Below are 18,544 nucleotides of genomic sequence, written 5' to 3'. Positions count from 1 at the left end.
TTCTTAATCCTCCTTTACAAGTGCTATCTTAAATACTTTATGAGCAATTGCTGCTATAACCCAAATTATCCATGTAGAACCCCAATTAAAAGTTGTGAAACTGATAATAAGATATAAGCATGTAACTATTGACCAATATGATTCCATAAGAATCTTTGCACCTTTGCTTACATATTCCACATCTTCCTCATTTCCATTTGAATTTCTGTCTTTGCGAACAACATTGCCTGCATCCAACAAAGTATCAAAGCTACCATTAATAATTCCAGAATATACAAACAACCATACACCTATACCAACCATGATAAATATGAAGTATGCAAATATATCGAAATCAAAAATAATAACCGGCACAACAGCGCATATGCACAAAGCACATCCGAGTGTTATTGCAGCTGCTGTAATAGGCTTAAACTCAGCTTTCTTTTCCTTAATCAAATCTGTTGTGGCCATGTCCATCTGGCATGGCTCTTTTCTAAGAAAAGCGAAATCAGAACTAACAAAACTACTATAAATGAACAATCCCACGCCAACTGCAATCCATACAAACATCATAGCTACGGCATAATTCTCCATATCCATAAAACCAAAAACTGAATCTGAAACTATTGGCCAGCAAACGCATGTGATACAAAGCAAAACACCTGTTGCAACAAGAAGAGCTCTCTTTTTCTCAGCCTTAATAAACTCAATAGCCTCATCCATTGAAACAAATCTCTTAGGCTGCTGCTCTCTCTCGTGAACTTCCTCAACCTCTTTAGTAAGCCCTAAATCCTCAGCCAACTCATCAAGATTACCAAACTCTGAGATTACTGTACCAACAGCAGTATTCTCACTAACACCCTCTGCAATAAGCTCGTTATACTTATCCTCCATCATTGAAAAAAGCTCAGCCTTTGCTTTCTTAACCTCAGGAGTATTTGGCATACTACTAAACATTGCATCTAAATAGCTCTTAATTGTTTCCATATCTTCTCTCCTATTTTGAAATAAACTTTTCAACTACTTCTTTTGTAAGCTCCCACTCATCACATTTATCAATGTAATACTCTTTACCTTTATCCGTGATTCTATAATAGGTCCTTTTCTTTCCATTCCCTTCAGGATCTGGATCAGCCACAAATGATTCGATAAAACCATTCTTTTCCATTCTGGTAAAAGCCGAATACAGAGTCGTTTCTTTAATAACATATTTCTCTTCCGAAATACTCTTTATCTGCTTAGAAATCTCATAACCATAAGAAGGCTCCTTCATAAGAATGGAAAGTATCATGGTGTCATTGTAGCCTCTAATTACATCACTACTTATTTCACCCATATAATCCTCCTACGTCTATCGTACTATGTCTGCCGTACTACGTCTGTCGTAGTACGTTTGATGTAGTAAATATACTACGACTGTCGAAGTATGTCAACCCCTTTCACAAAAAATTTCCATCCCTCCATAGCAATATAGGTATATGACCTCCTACTTTATGTAACCGAGCGCACTTACTTATTTACGCCGACAGCGCAAGGATTATAGTTTTTCTTAGCATCACAAGGGAGCATTAAGTGCGTGTCCTTTAATTGGTTTTGCACTTCGAAGCCACTGTAGGTAGAGGGCAGACACATAAAGTCTACATATTAATCTCCGCACAAGGCTTAGGATAATTGCGCTCATACTCCGTTTGCCAAGGAAAATAACGAAGCAGGTTTTGTAATTTTATATACCGCCTTCAAGTTCAGTCCATTTCACTATCAGGCTCGGGTTGCCGTCCATGGCAACCCGTATATAAACTTAACAAAACCTGCTTCTATTTTTCTAGGCTCACTACAAATGTCGCGGCAATTATTCCTAAGCTTGTTGCGGAGATTAATACTTATAAATAGTGTGTGTCTGCCCATTCTACCTACTGTGGTGTTAGAAGTGCAAAGAATTTAAAGAACACGCACCATAAAAAATGCGACACGTGATGCTTAGAAAAACATAATCCGCAGACGATGCAAGTAAATAAGTAAGGGCGCTCGGTTACTACATAAAGTAGGAAGTCACTAGAATGATTAGGCTATGGAGGGATGGAATGTAGACCTGGTTGGGGTTGACTTGGGGCGTACGGGTAATAAAAAAGGCACTGCGTAATGCAGTGCCTGTAAGGTTTGATTATTATTTTTTGATTGAATTCATGAAGTCTGGCATTTTGATGTTTAATTCAGGTACAGTGCTCTCTGTAGGTACAGTTGGAGCTGTTGGACGCTGAATTGGAGTTGTAGCAACAGGTGTAGGTGTAACAGGTCTGTTAACTACAGGAGGTGTATTTGTAACACCTGACTGGCTAGCTGGAGCAGCTGCTCCTCTCATGCCTGCAAGTAAGTCAGCGCTTGACTGTCTAGGCTGTGAGCCATAAACCATACCTGTTGAGCTGCGGAATGCGCCTGTTGTAGCTGTGTTTGGCTCGCCAAGTCCAGTAGCGATAACTGTAACTGTAACTTCATCGTCCATTGTGTCATCTTCTGTAACACCGAGGATGATGTTAGCGTCAGCACCAGTCATATCCTGAACATAAGATGTAGCCTCTGATGTGTCGTTAAGTCCAACATCACCACAGATGTTGACGATGACATCAGTAGCACCCTGAATGCTTGTCTCAAGAAGAGGTGAAGCAACAGCCTGCTTAACAGCCTCAAGAGCTTTTTCGTCACCCTTAGCTGAACCGATACCAATATGTGCAAGACCCTTGTCCTTCATAACTGTCTGAACATCAGCGAAGTCAAGGTTAATAAGCGAATTCTTTGTGATAAGATCTGTGATACCCTGTACAGACTGGTGAAGTACCTGATCTGCAATACGGAAGCTCTCACCGATTCCCATGCTCTTGTTTGTAATTTCAACAAGCTTCTGGTTAGGAATTACGATAAGTGTATCAACATTTTCTTTTAATCTCTCAATACCATTTAAGGCATTGTTCATACGTGGCTTTCCTTCAAACTGGAAAGGCTTTGTAACGATACCTACAGTAAGGATACCCTGCTCCTTTGCAATTTTAGCAACAACTGGAGCTGCACCTGTACCAGTGCCGCCACCCATACCACAAGTAACGAATACCATATCTGCGCCCTTGATAGCTGCAGAAATATCCTCTGCACTCTCCTCTGCAGAACGCATGCCAACCTCTGGGTTAGCACCAGCACCCTTTCCACCTGTAGTCTTCTCACCTATAGCTAAAAGAGTAGGCGCTTTACATAAATCAAGTGCCTGCTTATCAGTGTTGATTCCAATGAACTCAACTCCCCCAATACCCTCTTCAACCATACGCTTTACTGCATTGTTGCCAGCTCCGCCGACACCAACAACAATGATTCTGACAGGAGCCCCTGTCTCGTCAGTCGTAATGTTAATCAAAACCATATCCTCCTTTTATTAAACCTCGAAGGGAGGTCGAAAATCTCTAATACCAAAAAAGCATACTATACTTGTACACTAATAACATATTATAGTTTTTCACCTTATTTCGCAACTGTTTTTTACCAAAAATTGCATTTTATTCGACCACCTCAGTATCTTTTTCGAATACAATATCTGTGTTTTGGGTTGAGTAATTCTCAAGATGTAGTGTACCTTGCAAACCTTCGATTTGTGGAAGAATCTTTAATGCGCGGTCTATCTTCTCTTCCAGGTAAACACTACTTCCCAGTGAAATATTGTATGTGTCATATTTAAGCGTAATGTGGCTATTTTCATCATATGAAACCACATTAGGCATAATATCATTTTTTTGAAGAATCTTTATCAGCGATGTAAGATATCCTATTTGATCATCACCGATAGGGAGTGTCATTCCTACTTCTGGTTTCTCGCAGGTAACACCTTCTACCTGCATATATCCTCGGTCAATATAGCTTGCACTGATTTCTGTAATGGAACCATCGTAGTTGAAATATATATAATTGCCATCTTCTTCGCTAATGTAGCCTAAGATTGGCTTTTCATTACAAACAATTGTAATACTATGCATTCCTGTAATTTTTACATCAAATGACTCAATAAACTCAGCGTCTCCCTTTGGAAACAGCTTGTTTTTTAAAAATGCATATATCGTATTAGTTGAGTACTTGTCATCTAAAATATATTCTGAAATCTGATCTGAAGTGTACAAATCAGTTCCTTCTACTGCTACATCAGTTAAAGGACATAAGAAATAGGCTAAAACGCCAAGTATCACCAACAGTAATATCAACGAAAATAAAATCTCAATAATAGCCAGTACATGGCTTTTTCTGTTTTTACGGCGTCTAGACATCTTCATCACCTTCGAATTCCATATTCTTTGATACGCTAAGCGCCAATCCCAACTCTGTTAAAAGAATAGCTACCGATGTACCACCATAACTAATCAAAGGCAAAATAACACCTGTGTTAGGTATTGAATTTGTAACAACGGCAAGATTTAAAATAACTTGAAGAGCAATATGACTCATAATACCAATACAAATGTAAGAACCAAACATGTCCTTTGAATGATTGGCAATATATAAAAGTCTGTACAGGAGCAAAATATAAAGAAGAATAATACAAACAGCTCCAAATACACCTAGCTCTTCGCAAATGATAGAAAAAATCATATCGTTTTGGGCTTCTGGAACAATGTACTTTTGCATACTCTCTCCTAAGCCCTTTCCAAAAAGACCGCCGCTACCAATAGCATAAAGTCCCTGAAGTGTCTGGAAACCAGAACCTGTAACATAATCCTCAGGATGAAGCCATGTGGCAACACGATCAGAACGATAACTTGCTAATGAAATATATAAAATAATGAGTAAAACTCCTCCTGCAGCTGCCCCCACAAAGTACCAAAACTTTGGAGATGCAATAAATACCATTATGAAAGAAATACCCATAATGATAATAGCTGTAGAAAGGTTGTTATAAGCAACTACTGCGAAAATTGGAAGGACAAGACACATAGTCTTGATGGAACCTTCAAATGTTCTTTGAGCTTTCGGAGCTCTGTCTATTACATTGGCCAAAAGCAAAATAACTGCAACCTTCGCAATCTCCGATGGCTGAACTGAAAGTCCACCAATGCTAAGCCAACGTGCCTGACCATTGATTGTTGTACCTACAAAGATAACCATGACGCAAAGAACCATTGAACCAATATAAAATGGCCAAACAAAATGAGACCATCTACGGTAGTCTATCTTTGTAGAAAAAAACATACCTACAAATCCTAAGCCAGAGGCAAACATCTGACGCTTAAGATAATATGCCGAATCTCCTCTTTTCAAAGATGCAGCATAAGCTGAAGTGCTGTAAAGCATAACCAGTCCTAATGCAAGGATGAATATTATGATTAATAAAAGCGTATAGTCAAAGTTTAATAGCTTTTTAATTTTCTTACGCCGCTTTGCTTCTTTTCTGGAAGCAACCAGCTCTTGTTCTCTTACCATAAACTCTTCCCCATCCCTTTAGACCATGTAATATGCAAGCACGCACAAGAAAATAGTAACGGTAGTAAATACAGCAACTACCTTTACTTCAGACCAGCCACCTAATTCATAGTGATGATGAATTGGAGCCATTCTAAATATTCTTTTACCATGAGTAAGCTTGAAATAACCTACCTGAAGAATTACAGATAGAACTTCTACTAAATAGATAATAGCAACAATAATAATAAAAATAGGCATCTGAAGCATATAAGCGCAGCTTGCAACAAAAGCACCAAGTGCTAAAGAACCTGTGTCACCCATAAAGATTTTTGCTGGATGAACATTAAACATTAAAAAACCAAACAATGCACCAATCATGGCAGCTATTGCTGGTGTGATATCTGAATAAAGCTGTACTGAAGCAATTCCAAAGAATGCTGCAATTGCAAGAGTTACAGATGTAGCAAGACCATCCATGCCATCTGTAAAGTTAGCACCATTTACTGTACCAAGAACTGCAAGATATAAAAGTGCGATAGCAACCCAACTGATGTCAACAAATGCTCCTGTAACTGGAATTCTGAGCTCAAGTGAAACATCTGAAAACTTAACCATATATACGGCGAAGCAAGTAGTAAGACCGATTTGACCAAGCATTTTCTGCCAAGCCTTTAAGCCGTCTGAGCTTTTCTTGAGGGCTTTTAATAAATCATCAACGAAGCCTAAAACACCAAACCCTAATGTCAACAATACCACTGGATAAATATGAGGTGCCTTTGGTGCATAGTAAAGTCCTACAATTGCAAACGCAATAAGAATCATAATTCCACCCATAGAAGGTGTTCCATTTTTTACCTTGTGCTCTTTGATATACTCTCTTTCTGTATTTCCCATCTTAAGGCGTCTTAAAACAGGCATGCATATTGGTCCTAAAATAAGCACAATAACAAAAGATACCAACATTGGTAAAAAAACTTCTAACATAATAAAACTCCAATTCTCTAACTTTAATTCTCTAAAAATTCTCTATTGTTGTTCTTCTTCGACTTCGGGAGTCTCTGCAGGATCTGCTGTAGATTCTGAGCCTTCTGGTGTATCCTCTGTTCCACCTTCGTCTCCTGTTGCCTGAGCAGCTTCAGTAAGACTAGCTGCAGCTGCAGCCTCCTCTTCCTCTGTCAAAGAAGATTCGATTCCCATGTAAGGAAGAATCTGTTCAAAAATATTATGACAAATCTGCTGAGCGAAACTACTGTGGGCCTGATTATTACCAACAGCGCCAACTCCAGGTTCATCAACAATTACATATACTACAACCTGTGGATTATCCGCAGGTGCAAAACCAATGAATGAAACTAAATATTTGTGGTTACCACGAGGAAGTTTCTCAGCAGTACCTGTCTTACCACCAATGCGATAACCATCAACACCAGCAGTCTTTCCTGTACCATCAGAAACTACGTACTCAAGGTAGCTCTTAATAAGATCACCAGTCTCCTCTGAAATAGTTCTCTTTAAAATAGTAGGTTCAACCTCTTCTACTGTATTACCGTTAGGGTCGGTAATCTTTGTAACAAGGTGAGGTTCATAGAGATATCCACCATTGATAAGCGAACTAAAGCCACTTGCCAACTGAACCATTGTAGTATTAAAGTTCTGGCCGAATGAATTTGTTGCAAGGTTGATAGATGAATTTAAATCCTCTTCGCTATAGATAAGACCTGCTGTGCTAGCCTCACCTGTAAGATCGATACCAGTCTTTTGACCAAATCCAAAGATTGACTGGTAATCAGCAAAAGTCTCTGGGCCTATAACTCTAACCATCTGCATCAATGCATCGTTGCAAGAATTTGAAAGGGCATCTGCAATAGTCTGAGTTCCATGTCCACCACTGTTGTAAGCAACGCACTTTACAATCTTTGGATAGCCTGTAATCATCTCTCCACCATCACAGAAGTATGTCTCATCTCCTGTAAGAGCGCCAGTCTCAAGTCCCATTGCAACAGTGAAAGGCTTGAAAGTAGAACCTGGTTCGTATGTGTATGTGATACAGAAGTTCTGCCAGATTTGGTTCAATGCATCCATCTTTTCATCTGTAGTCATCACTTCCAAATCTTCGTCTGAATAATAACCTGTCAAATCTCTAGGATTGTTCAAATCGAATGTTGGATACTGAGCCATGGCAAGAATCTCGCCATTGTTTGGATTCATAACAAGCACTGCCGTGTGTTTAGATCCAAATGATTCTGGCTCATCAGGATGCTCCGCATTGTAAGCAGTCATTGTTTCATTGTTCCAATCTGCAACAGCCTTCTCGACTATTGTCTGGATATTAACATCCAGGGAAAGAACAATGTTATTACCATTTGTAGCATCTATCGTAGTCTGTTCAAGATTGCTATCAGAATTTAAATAGCCATAGGTACGACCATTAACTCCATTAAGAACACTGGAATATTTATTTTCCAGACCGATAACGCCTACATTACCACCACTGGCATATCCGATTGTAGCTGCAGCCAAGCTGCCATATGGATACTGCCTGATGTATTCCTTTTCAAACCAAATACCAAAAACCTTGCCTTTGTATGACTCTGTTGTTTTGAGCTCTTCGAAAGCTGCCATCTCTTCATAGGAAACTTTCTTAGCAAGGATATAATACTGAGATGTCGGATTGTCTGTAAGCTGTGTTTTAACTGTATCCGCATCTATTTCGTCGAAACATTCTGTAATAGCACTGATTGTAGTACTGATAGCATCCTCATTTGCGTTAAGCACCTTACAATCCAGAATTACATTGTAAACATCTACGCTGGTGGCAAGAACTGTTCCTCTTGCATCAATAATATTGCCTCGCTGAAAAGGGATAGTTGTACTATCGTAATCCTGCTGAGCAAGAACGATTTTTTCGTATTTATCACCACTAGTGTGCTGAATGTACATTACTCTGCCTATCAGAACGACAAAAAGAATACAAACAATTCCAAATACTACCCAGAGCTTGCGTTGCATTCTTTTTAAAATCTTATTATTCGGTTTTACTCTTCGTCTTTTATTCTCAGCCATTTTGTATCTCTATTCTTATGGAATATCCTGGTACTGACTCATGTAGTCCGAACCATCTACACTATAATACACTATTTGGCTGCTAGTTGCATACACCATACCAAGGTCATTTATGGCTTTATCCTTAATATCTGAAAGATTGGTAGTTGTTGCAATTCTGCTCTCTGCTGCGCTGTTGTCAGCGTTTAATGTTGAAAGCTCGTTCTCTAAATCTGCGATTCTGCTCATTCTAGTAGTAACGTTTGTCTGTAATGCTACATATCCAACAAGCATAACACATGTTAACATAACTGCTACAATCATATAACCAGTTAATAATCTGTTCTTTCTAAGGGCTGCTGCGCGTTTTCTGTCTGTAATCTTCTGGCGACGGATAGCATCCTCGCGCTTCTCACGCTCGCGCTGCTCTCTTGTAGGTAAAACACGAACTGGACGATATGGCTGTGCGTAAGGATCAACTTCCTTGCGTACTGCATTTCCCTGGTTGTAATAATATGTCTGTAACTGTTGCATTCTCTAACTCCTCATTCTCGCAATTAAAACTAGCATTATTCCCCATTACTTTTGTCTTATCCGATTAGCTATCTTTTCTCTCAAAAACCCTGAGCTTTGCGCTCTTTGATCTGGAATTCTCTTCCAGCTCCTTCTCACTAGGTAAGATTGGCTTTCTCGTAACCACCTTACCTTTTGATTTCTTACCACATACACATACAGGAAAATCCTTTGGACATGTGCACGGATCTTCATTTCTTTTAAATGCCACTTTCGTGATTCTATCTTCCAGCGAATGGAAAGTGATGATGCATAACCTTCCATCTGGATTAAGCAAATCGATCATGTCATCGATGTGGTCTTCTAAAACAGTAAGCTCTCTGTTGAGCTCAATTCGAAGTGCCTGGTAGGTTCTTTTAGAAGGATGACCCTGACCTACCTGAGCCTTCTTCGGAATACTTTCAGCTATTATTTTATTTAACTGTCCGGCTGTAAGTATTGGTGCGATTTCTCGCTGTTTAATAATGTTTTTAACAATTTGCTTGGAAAATTTTTCCTCGCCATATGTAAACAGGACTCTGGTCAAATCCTCAGCTGAATAAGTATTAACTATATCAGCTGCCGTCATAGGATTATCCTTGTCCATTCTCATATCAAGTGGTGCATCGTCAACTCTGTAGGTGAATCCTCTGTCTGCTTCATCAAGCTGGAAGCTTGATACTCCAAGGTCAAGCATGATTCCGTCTACCTTTGTGACGCCCTGCTCTAAAAGCTTTTCTTTCATGAATTCATAGTTGCTATGAATTCTAGTGACTTTGTCACCAAACTCTTTAAGTCTTTCACCAGCTGCTTTAAGAGCATCTGTATCCTGATCAAATCCGTAAAGATGACCAGTGGTGAGGCGTTTTGCTATTTCATAAGAATGACCGCCACCTCCCAGCGTTCCATCAACGTAGATTCCGTCAGGCTTAATATTTAAATTATCAATTGTCTCATTTAAGAGAACTGAATAATGATTAAATTCCATTTGACTCCTAAATTCCAAGGCCAAGCTCAGCCATGTGTTCTGCTATCTCATCCATATCATCGTAAGTGCCTTCATCTGTCCATCTCTCCTTAGACCAGATTTCAATTCGGTTCAAGACACCAACAGAAACAACTTCCTTATCAATTCCTGCGTATTCCTTAAGATTACCAGGAATAAGTACTCTTCCCTGTTTGTCGATATCGCATTCTGCCGCTCCTGCGAAGAAGAAACGAGAGAACTTTCTAGCATCTTTGGTGGTAAGTGGAATCTCTCTAAATTTTTCTTCGATGGTTTTCCATTCGCTCATAGGATAAACGAACAAGCATCCATCAAGTCCCTTAGTGGCTACGAAGTGCTCTCCCAACTGTTCACGAAACTTTGCAGGCATAATAAGACGGTTCTTCGCGTCTATATTGTGACTGTATTCACCCATGAACATGAAAGCCGTTCCTCCTTTCCACCACTTTGTGACACTTTTCTTCCACTTTCCTCCACTTTTAAATACATTTTATACTATTTTTCCTTATTGCGCAACCCAAAAACCGTGAAAAATCAATGTTTTTCGGCATTTTCTATATGTGGTATAAGGTGGAGGGCCAGACCACAAAAAGTGCAATTTTTGATAAAAAAAGGCATAAAAAAAGACATTGGAAACTCCAATGTCTTTAAAAAAATACAATTTCTTATAAATTTATCTCCTGTGGGGTGGAAAGTGGATGATTCTTTTTATAGTAAAAAAACAATCCACTACCAAGAACAATACATACAGCAGCTATAAGCTGAGATACTGCAAGATTTGTTCCCCAGAGCTTAAGCTGGTCTGTTCTAACTCCTTCTATCCAGAAACGACCAGCACCATATACTATGAGGTATGTAAAGAATACATAACCATTAAATGTTTTCTTTTTTCTAGTAAGCAGTAAAAAGATTAATAAGGCAAGATTCCACAATGACTCATACAAAAATGTTGGATGAACACTTATATAAGTAACACCATCAATCTGCACCAGATTAGCAAGCATTTCAGCAGTCACATCGCTCTGCGAACGAATTGCATCGATAGGAAGTAACATTGCAAACAAGCCATCTGTGTATTGACCAAAAACTTCTCTATTAAAGAAATTGCCCCATCTACCAAAAATCTGGCCGATGATTACGCCAAAGATAGCTACATCCATTACCTTGAGAAAATCAAGCTTCTTTCTTTTAGAAAGGATATACACACAAGCTATACCAGCAAGCACACCACCATAAATTGCAAGACCGCCCTGCCTGATATTGAGTGCACTAATAGGATTGTCCTTGTAGTAATCCCAGGCGAATATAACATAATAAATACGAGCACCGATAACGCCCACTATAATAGTGATAATGCAAATATCTAGAAATGAATCTTCATCAAATCCAACTCGTTTTGCCTCTTTTAAAATAAAACCTACCCCAACCAGCATACCAATTGCGATAATAACTCCGTAAAAAGCAATGAAAAAGGATCCAATATAGAATCCTTTTCCAACATTATCTAATGTAATATGCAAATTAGGGAAAATAATACTTGTATTCACAGCAATTCTCCCTGTTAATAATTACTCTGCGTTGCTAAATAACTGATAGATTTCAATCTTGAGTGCATCAGTATCTGTCATTCCAACAAAGATACATCCATACTCATACATGCCGTCTTCAAGCTTATTTACACGAACAACCTTGAACACTGTATCGATTGTTTCTTTTGTCCAAATCTGAATTCTAGCATCAAAGCATGCTCCATCCTCAAATTCAACGTCTTTTACTCTAAAAGCTAAACCAGTCTTTGAGATATTGGTAACTTCTACCTCCATGTATTTAACGGTGGTAATGTTGGCCTCATCGATACGTTCGATTTCAACCTTTACGTCAATATCCAAACGCTTATTTTTTCTCTTCTCTTCCATGCTCCTGACCTCCCAATCTTATTTTGTAGATTACATCTTAAGATTAATACCTTTGTTCTTAAGCTTTTCAATTATATCATCGACTACCTTCTGTACTTCGTCATGTGTAAGAGTTCTCTCATCATCACCAAAGAGAAGTCTAACTGTAATCGACTTTCCAGTGCTATCAGAATATACATCGGCAACTCCTACCTTTTTCAATATATCCTGTGCGCTCTCTTTTATTGTATCATTTATCTCAGAAAATTTCTCTGCTACAAATGATAAATCTACTTCAATTGAAGGATATTTTGAAGGCTCAACATATGAAATGTTCTCCTGCTTGATATCAGCAAGTGCTTCAACATCGATTTCCGCAAATACGATAGCAGCCTTCTTATCAATTTTCTTTGAAACAAGTGGATGTGCAACGCCCATCTCACCGATTACTACATCATCAAGAACTAAGCTGTAAAGATTCTTTGGATGTTCATATGAATGAGTAGCCTCAAGCTTCTTGTATGTAAGAGACTTATGTCTAACATCAGCAATTGTCTCAGCAATCATATCGCGAAGCTCAAAGTAAAGAGTCTCAAGTGACTTTGTCTTTGAGAATAATGTAATGCAAAGCTTCTTGTGCTCATCACAAAGGCCATCTTCTTTTAAGCCTTCAACTACACGACCAACCTCGAAAATACCAAAGTCAGTAGCATAACCAGTGTTGTAGTTTACCTGGCAAAGCTGTGTAGGAATAATTGAGCGACGAAGTGTTTCGATATTAGGGTTTGTAGAGTTAGCAAGCTTAATGTTCTCCTCTACTTCCATACCAAGCTTCTTGTACTCATCAGCATACTGCCATACATATGAATGAACCTCATGAAGCTGGAATCTCTTAACAAGGATATCCTTAATTCTATCTTCTACATTTTTGTCCTCAGCCATGCGTACTGGGTAAAGAGGCGCATTTGTTGTAGAAAGTTCAAAGTTATCATATCCGTAGATACGTGTGATTTCCTCAATAATATCCGCCTTAAGACTGATGTCCTTTGTAGCACGATATGAAGGAACCTCAACATGGAAGTTTGCTCCATCCTGAGAAACGCCAAAACCGAGTGATGTAAGTGTATCCACAATATGCTCATCACTGATTTCAATTCCTGTATACTTATCCACAAAATCCTTGTCAAAATCAAGAGATACCTGTGGATAATGGAATGCATATTCATCTGTAAGTGCGGATACAACCTTTACACCATCATCAATATCAGAAAGAAGCTTCATAAAACGAGCGATAGCTACTGTAGTCATCTCTGGATCAAGGCTCTTTTCATAACGAGCTGAAGCATCTGTTCTGTGAGAAAGACGAACTGCACTCTTTCTAATAGAAGCTGCATTGAATGTAGCTGATTCAAGAGTAAGTGTAGTTGTATCTTCTACAATTTCAGAATCAAGACCACCCATGATACCAGCAATAGCAACAGGTGTGTTGTCGTTGCAAATCATAAGAGTGTTCTCGTCGATATTTCTTTCAATGCCATCAAGAGTTGTGAAAGTGAAAGGCTTATCAAATCTCTTGATACGAATCTTTTCAACCTTACGTGAATCAAATGCATGCATAGGCTGTCCCATTTCAAGCATGATGTAATTTGTAAGGTCTGCAAGAAGGTTGATTGCTCTCATGCCACAGTAGAAAAGTCTGATTCGCATGTTAACAGGAGCAACATTTGTATTAATATTCTCTACCTTTAATGATGAATATCTCTGGCAGAGCTCATCTTCGATTTTTAAATCAATCTTTTCAAGATTGTCATATTTGCTAAGGTCAAGTGTAGGAAGCTCCTTAAGAGGACGCTTTGCAATTGTAGCAAACTCTCTTGCAATTCCGTAGTGACCCCAAAGGTCAGGACGGTTTGTAAGTGACTTGTTATCAACCTCAAAAATAATATCATCGATTTCATATAAATCCTTGATATCTGTTCCGTTTGGAGCATCATCAAGAATATCCATGATACCGTCATTGTTATCAGAAATGCCAATTTCCTTTTCAGAACAGCACATTCCGAATGAATCATAACCAGCAAGTGGTCTTGGAGCGATTGTGATGTCGCCAATCTGTGCTCCCACCTTAGCAAAAGCAGTCTTCATACCAACGCGTACATTAGGTGCACCACAGACAACATCTGTAAGCTTGCCATCTCCAGCATCTACCTTAAGAAGGTGGAGTTTCTTAGACTCTGGATGCTCCTCTACTGACTTGATTTCAGCAACAACAACTCCAGATAAATCCTCGCCTTTATGGAAAATATCATTTTCAACCTCTGCTGTTGCAAGAGAGAACTTTGAAATAAGCTCCATCTTGTCGAGACCTTCAAGGTCAACGAAATCAGAGATCCAATTCATTGAAATAAACATGGTTATAGTCCTCCCTTACTGCTCATCATCAGTGAACTGAGCTAAGCTTGAAAGATTTCCGCTGTTCAGATCACGAATGTCTTTAATTCCGTATTTCATCATTGCAAGTCTTGTAAGACCAAGTCCAAAAGCAAAGCCAGTGTACTTGTCAGGATCGATACCACCCTCTTCAAGAACCTTTGGATGAACCATACCGCATGGGCAAAGCTCAAGCCATCCAGAGTGCTTGCATGATGGGCAGCCCTTACCGCCACAGTTAAGGCAGTTGATATCAAGCTCGAAACCAGGCTCCACAAATGGGAAGAATCCTGGACGAAGACGAACCTTTATATCACGTCTAAATACTTCTGAAAGCATTGTCTTCATGAAGTAGATAAGGTTTGAAATAGAGATATCCTTTCCAACCATAACACCTTCCATCTGGAAGAATGTGTTTTCGTGGCAAGCATCTGTAGCCTCGTTTCTGAAGCAACGTCCTGGGAAGATAGCCTTGATAGGTGTACCATCCTCGATAAGCTGCTTACGATACTTTTTATAGATAGCGTTCTGTGCAGCTGTTGTCTGAGACTTAAGAAGCTGTCCATTTTCAAGATAATATGTATCCTGCATATCACGAGCTGGGTGATACTTTGGAATATTTACAGATTCGAAACACTCATAATCAGTAACTACTTCGCTATAATCCTCAACAGTAAAGCCCATAGACTTAAAGATAGTTTCGCACTGACGCTGTACAAGTGTGATTGGATGATAACTTCCCTGCTCAAAATGCTCTGGAAGTGAAATATCAAACTCAGGAACCTTGTCAATTTCCTTTTGGAGCTCAAGTGCTGCGATTTCTTCTTTCTTTTCAGCAATCTTGTCAGCAACAGTATTTTTTAATACGTTAATCTTCTGGCCAAACTCTTTCTTTTCTTCAACAGAAAGCTTGCCCATTTCCTTCATTGCAGCTGTAACACTACCTTTTTTACCTAAGTATGAAACACGTATATTTTCAAGTTCTTCAGAATTTTTGATGTTCTGAAGCTCTTCTTCAAACTTTGTGCTCAATTCAGATATGATATCTATCATGGCTTCCTCCGTAAACTAAATTTTGGCCTGTGGCCAATACTACTAAATCAAAATTTTAGCTTTTATTTCTCTTGAATTCAAGGAAAATGCGCTTAATTATTTAGATAAATCTGTAATTAACATCGCATCTCCAAAAGAGAAAAATCTGTATCTTTCCTGAACTGCTTCTTCGTATGCTTTAAGCACATGCTCTCTGCCTGCTAAAGCCGAAACAAGCATGATAAGTGTTGACTGTGGAAGATGGAAATTAGTGATAAGTCCATCTATTACCTTAAACTCGTATCCAGGATAAATGAAAATCTGAGTCCAACCGCTCTTTGGTGTAAGAGGCTTTCCTGCCTCAGCTGCAGACTCAAGTGTACGTGTACTTGTTGTTCCAACAGAAATAATTCTGCCTCCGTTAGCCTTTGTTTCATTAATAATATCGCAGGCTTCCTGATTGAGCTCATAGTACTCAGAATGCATATGATGCTCAAGAACTTCCTCCTCTTTTACAGGACGGAATGTACCGAGACCTACATGAAGAGTAACCTCAGCAATCTTAACCCCCATAGCTCTCACTTCATCAAGAAGCTCCGGTGTGAAGTGAAGGCCTGCTGTAGGAGCAGCTGCCGAGCCATCGTACTTAGCATAGACAGTCTGATATCTGTCCCTGTCCTGAAGCTTATGAGTAATGTATGGTGGAAGTGGCATCTCTCCTAATTTGTCGAGAATCTCCTCAAATATTCCCTCATATGAAAACTCAATAATACGATTACCCTCATCAACGATATCGATAATCTTACCCATTAAAAGTCCATCGCCAAATGATATTTCCATTCCTGGACGAGCCTTTTTGCCTGGCTTTACAAGACACTCCCACTGATTGTCGCTAATGCGCTTCAAAAGGAGAATCTCAACTTTTCCGCCAGAACCAACTCTGGCACCATATAATCTTGCTGGGATAACTTTTGTGTTATTGATAACCAGGCAATCACCTGGCTTTAAATAATCTTTGATGTCATAGAAATGACGATGAAATGTTTCTCCAGTATTTTTATCCAAGACCATAAGCCTTGAATTACTTCTTTTTTCAAGTGGATCCTGAGCGATAAGCTCCTCAGGAAGATCGTAATCAAAATCCTTTACTTTCATGATAAATCCTTAAAACTAAATCTTATTTTTCCAATAGATAATAGCATAAATACACCTTATAAGCAAAAATCTATTATAAAAAAATTCTATTACAAAAAGCGTTATATTTCACACAATATAATTTATTTCTATTTTGTTTTGTGCTATAATTCCGAATTGTTTACTGTTTTTAGGAGGAATGTAAAATGAAAAAGTCAACAAAAAGGTTTTCCTTTGTTCATTCAATGGTTTTTAAAATGGTTCTAACTATTATCACTGCTCTTACGGTTATTTTGAGCGTGATTGGAATCCTCACTCTTAACAACTCAAGGTCTACTCTAACAAATACCTACGATAACTACACACAAAACCTTGCAGAGGTGGCAGCCATTGCAATTAACACTACAATGGAAACTACAGCTCACAACACTACTATTGAAGGTTATAGCGATTTAAATGGTATCGTAGTTGAAAAATATCTTATTTCTCAGCTAAAATCTTACCCTACTGAAAAGAAGCAATCTATGTTCGATACTCTTGATGTGGCATTAGGCACAGTCAACATCACTGGTGTTGACGGTTCTTATGCTTACTATGTATCCAATGAAGGCTTAATGCTATATCACCCAACCTTAGATAAGATTGGCAATCCAATCGATAACACAGCAATCGATGATTTAGTAGCGCGAATTCAGGCTGGTGAGACTCCAGAAGAAATTGGAAGTGGTTCTCTCAAATATAATTATGAAGGAACTAAGCATTATGCAGGCTACGCTTTTACTGCCGCAGGAAATATTGTTGTTGTAACTGGTGACTATGATTTAATTATGGCTCCAGTTAACAAGCTTATTTCAGCTATGTCATTACTACTTATTATAGTAATTATTGCGTCTGCAGTATTGTTCTTTATCCTTATTAGAACAATGCTTAGCCCACTTGCAACTATTACTGACATTATTGACCATACAGCCCATCTTGATTTCAGAAAGACAGGTAATGCCGATGCGCTTATGAAACGAAAGGACGAAATAGGTGAAATCACTCGTTCAGTTAGCCTTATGCGCAATTCCCTTAGAGATATGGTTGTAAACATCACTGATACAGAAAGTCGTATCAATGATAATGTAGACGGACTCACATCAACAGCCAATAATGTTAACACAATGTGCTCCGACAACTCTGCTACTACACAGGAAATTGCAGCATCTATGGAAGAAACTTCTGCTGCTACAGATGAAATTAATCAGAATGTAATTACTATTAAAGATGAAGCTGCAAGCATTGATTCTATGGCTCAGTACGGCGCTAACCTTTCTCAGGATATTATGTCTAGAGCCCAGCAGTTACAAGCTTCCACAATTCAAGCTTCAAACAAGACAAAAGAAACTTACAACAATGTTAGACAGCAAACTAACACAGCTATGGAAAATGCAAAGGCTGTAGAAAAGATAAACGAGCTTACAAGCACAATCATGCAGATTTCGTCTCAGACTTCTCTTCTAGCACTTAACGCTTCCATTGAAGCTGCCCGTGCTGGTGATGCAGGACGCGGTTTCTCAGTTGTAGCTACAGAAATCGGAAATCTTGCAAATCAAACCAGCGATGCTGTGTCAAACATCGATAATATTGTATCCGCAGTAAATAATGCTGTAGCAGACATGTCAAACTGCCTCGAAGAAACCACTACTTTCCTTGAGGAAAACGTATTGGTTGATTACGAAGGATTCAGTAAGGTATCCGAACAGTACTACGCTGACGCAGAAGTATTCCACTCTAGCATGAGCTCAATCAGCGAGGGTGTTGAACAGCTTACAGGTTCTATTGCTCACATTTCAGAAACAATCGAACACATCAACGCGACAGTAAATGAATCTGCAAACGGCGTATACGACATTGCAGAGAAAACAACAAATATTGTAAATGGTACAGTGGATGTAAACGACAAGGTCGGCGACACAAAGCAGGCTATCGACGCTTTAACAGACATTGTAAATCAATTCCAAATGGACGAATAAAAAGAAAGGGACAGTGATTAATCACT

Annotated in this window: 16 protein-coding genes; 1 reads left to right on the top strand and 15 read right to left on the bottom strand. The window is 38.9% G+C overall.

Annotation, left to right across the window (positions count from 1 at the left end; all coding sequences use genetic code 11):
• Positions 1-3 precede the first annotated feature (3 nt).
• From CRN97_RS03410 to queA, 15 genes are all read right to left on the bottom strand, one after another.
• Positions 4-969 carry a permease prefix domain 1-containing protein gene (locus CRN97_RS03410; RefSeq protein WP_097075866.1) on the bottom strand — a complete coding sequence of 322 codons (966 nt, stop codon included), beginning with the start codon at positions 967-969 and terminating at the stop codon, positions 4-6.
• 10 nt (positions 970-979) lie between these two features.
• Positions 980-1,318, bottom strand: a complete 339-nt coding sequence (locus CRN97_RS03405) for a PadR family transcriptional regulator (protein ID WP_097075865.1) — start codon at positions 1,316-1,318, stop codon at positions 980-982.
• Between the two features lie 828 nt (positions 1,319-2,146).
• The gene (gene ftsZ / locus CRN97_RS03400) at positions 2,147-3,382 is read right to left on the bottom strand and encodes a cell division protein FtsZ (RefSeq protein ID WP_074790819.1); all 1,236 of its coding nucleotides are present in this window, start codon (positions 3,380-3,382) and stop codon (positions 2,147-2,149) included.
• Positions 3,383-3,521: 139 nt separating this feature from the next.
• A complete protein-coding gene (locus tag CRN97_RS03395) occupies positions 3,522-4,280 on the bottom strand; it encodes a cell division protein FtsQ/DivIB (protein ID WP_097075864.1) in 759 nt (252 codons plus the stop codon).
• On the bottom strand, positions 4,273-5,430 hold the full coding sequence (locus tag CRN97_RS03390) for an FtsW/RodA/SpoVE family cell cycle protein (RefSeq protein ID WP_179670664.1): 1,158 nt from the start codon (positions 5,428-5,430) through the stop codon (positions 4,273-4,275). Before CRN97_RS03390 ends, CRN97_RS03395 begins: the two co-directional genes overlap by 8 nt.
• An 18-nt stretch (positions 5,431-5,448) precedes the next feature.
• Positions 5,449-6,396, bottom strand: a complete 948-nt coding sequence (mraY, locus tag CRN97_RS03385; RefSeq protein ID WP_330400068.1) for a phospho-N-acetylmuramoyl-pentapeptide-transferase — start codon at positions 6,394-6,396, stop codon at positions 5,449-5,451.
• Positions 6,397-6,438: 42 nt separating this feature from the next.
• On the bottom strand, positions 6,439-8,475 hold the full coding sequence (locus tag CRN97_RS03380) for a peptidoglycan D,D-transpeptidase FtsI family protein (RefSeq protein WP_097075862.1): 2,037 nt from the start codon (positions 8,473-8,475) through the stop codon (positions 6,439-6,441).
• A gap of 15 nt (positions 8,476-8,490) precedes the next feature.
• Positions 8,491-8,988 carry a hypothetical protein gene (locus tag CRN97_RS03375; RefSeq protein WP_044933965.1) on the bottom strand — a complete coding sequence of 166 codons (498 nt, stop codon included), beginning with the start codon at positions 8,986-8,988 and terminating at the stop codon, positions 8,491-8,493.
• 64 nt (positions 8,989-9,052) lie between these two features.
• The gene (gene rsmH / locus CRN97_RS03370) at positions 9,053-9,994 is read right to left on the bottom strand and encodes a 16S rRNA (cytosine(1402)-N(4))-methyltransferase RsmH (protein WP_044933963.1); all 942 of its coding nucleotides are present in this window, start codon (positions 9,992-9,994) and stop codon (positions 9,053-9,055) included.
• A 7-nt stretch (positions 9,995-10,001) separates the two neighbouring features.
• The gene (gene mraZ / locus CRN97_RS03365; RefSeq protein ID WP_033153908.1) at positions 10,002-10,433 is read right to left on the bottom strand and encodes a division/cell wall cluster transcriptional repressor MraZ; all 432 of its coding nucleotides are present in this window, start codon (positions 10,431-10,433) and stop codon (positions 10,002-10,004) included.
• Between the two features lie 244 nt (positions 10,434-10,677).
• Positions 10,678-11,559: a prolipoprotein diacylglyceryl transferase gene (gene lgt / locus CRN97_RS03360; RefSeq protein ID WP_097075861.1), complete on the bottom strand. Its 882-nt coding sequence runs from the start codon at positions 11,557-11,559 to the stop codon at positions 10,678-10,680.
• 21 nt (positions 11,560-11,580) lie between these two features.
• The gene (locus tag CRN97_RS03355; protein WP_074790613.1) at positions 11,581-11,928 is read right to left on the bottom strand and encodes a PilZ domain-containing protein; all 348 of its coding nucleotides are present in this window, start codon (positions 11,926-11,928) and stop codon (positions 11,581-11,583) included.
• Positions 11,929-11,958: 30 nt separating this feature from the next.
• Entirely contained in the window at positions 11,959-14,319 is a 2,361-nt protein-coding gene (gene pheT / locus CRN97_RS03350; RefSeq protein WP_097075860.1) for a phenylalanine--tRNA ligase subunit beta, read from the bottom strand.
• Between the two features lie 15 nt (positions 14,320-14,334).
• On the bottom strand, positions 14,335-15,390 hold the full coding sequence (locus CRN97_RS03345; RefSeq protein WP_090394082.1) for a phenylalanine--tRNA ligase subunit alpha: 1,056 nt from the start codon (positions 15,388-15,390) through the stop codon (positions 14,335-14,337).
• A 96-nt stretch (positions 15,391-15,486) separates the two neighbouring features.
• Positions 15,487-16,524, bottom strand: a complete 1,038-nt coding sequence (gene queA / locus CRN97_RS03340) for a tRNA preQ1(34) S-adenosylmethionine ribosyltransferase-isomerase QueA (protein WP_097075859.1) — start codon at positions 16,522-16,524, stop codon at positions 15,487-15,489.
• A gap of 185 nt (positions 16,525-16,709) precedes the next feature.
• On the opposite strand from queA, the gene CRN97_RS03335 reads away from it, so the two are divergent.
• Entirely contained in the window at positions 16,710-18,518 is a 1,809-nt protein-coding gene (locus CRN97_RS03335; protein ID WP_097075858.1) for a methyl-accepting chemotaxis protein, read from the top strand.
• Positions 18,519-18,544 lie beyond the last annotated feature (26 nt).

It is taken from the genome of Pseudobutyrivibrio ruminis DSM 9787, assembly GCF_900218035.1.
Classification (GTDB): domain Bacteria; phylum Bacillota; class Clostridia; order Lachnospirales; family Lachnospiraceae; genus Pseudobutyrivibrio; species Pseudobutyrivibrio ruminis.
The sequence above is the reverse complement of the archived record's forward strand: the minus strand, read 5'-3'. Positions and strand labels throughout refer to the sequence as shown.